The following is an 806-nucleotide window of genomic DNA, read 5'->3' as shown; positions in this document are numbered from 1 at the left end:
CTCATACCCTCCCTTCTTCAACCGCCCTTGGCTGCCACGGGCAGATAGACCTCGACCAGCGAGTCGGGCTCGTCGGGGCAGAAGTCGGGGCCATAGCGCTCGAACAACGGACCGGCGGCCTGGACATAGTCCGAAGCCGGCAGCTGGCGCTCGAAGATGTCGCCAAAACCCTCACCCAGCCCCGACAGCGGGAAGCTGAAGAAGGCGTAGCGCCCGGCTGGCAACGTCAGCTTCGTCATGCCCGCCGGCACGGCGGCCGACGGCTCGACGGCAACGCAGGCGAGGTAGTCGAAGCCGGCGTCGGACTGGTTGTCCATGACGCCGTAGGTGGTCCTGGCCTCGGTGGCCTGCCCGATCTCGGGGATGCGGGCTACGAAGCGCGGCCACAGGGCCGGGATATCGGGTGACATCGGCGTCGTGCGGATCTGCAGGCCCACGACGGTGACGGCGGGTCGGTCAATGATCTGGAGCGGCATGGCGGTCCTCGAAGTTGCGAACAGGCGCCCGCGGGGGTGCCCACGCTACGACGAACGCTGGGCATCGTTTTCGACAAACCGGTGTCGCGCAGCAATTTCTGCAACACCGCTGCCGGCGCTGCACGCCCAGGCCGGTACCTCCATCACTGCCCACACCTGTCATGCGCCAGTTCCTCGCCGCTGCCCTGTTTGCCGCCCTRCTCTCGCCCGCCCAAGCCGCCGCGCCGGCCGAACTGTTTGATTTCTGGCTCGGCGGGCGGGCAGTTCGAGGCCCAGCGCATGCGCTTCTACGACATCGAACCCGACAGCTTCGATGGGGACGGGGAAGGC

1 protein-coding gene is annotated in these 806 nt (G+C 67.6%); it reads right to left on the bottom strand.

Going from position 1 to position 806, the window contains the following annotated elements:
* Positions 1 to 17: 17 nt before the first annotated feature.
* Positions 18 to 476, bottom strand: coding sequence for a GyrI-like domain-containing protein (locus ACXJKR_RS33850; protein ID WP_457326592.1), 459 nt, complete (start codon positions 474 to 476; stop codon positions 18 to 20).
* Positions 477 to 806: the final 330 nt, after the last annotated feature.

It is taken from the genome of Roseateles sp. P5_E11 (assembly GCF_054049355.1).
The sequence above is the reverse complement of the archived record's forward strand: the minus strand, read 5'-3'. Positions and strand labels throughout refer to the sequence as shown.

Excerpts from the sequence above, each read along its gene's own strand:
- ACXJKR_RS33850 (WP_457326592.1), bottom strand. The coding sequence starts at position 476 with ATGCCGCTCCAGATCATTGACCGACCCGCCGTCACCGTCGTGGGCCTG.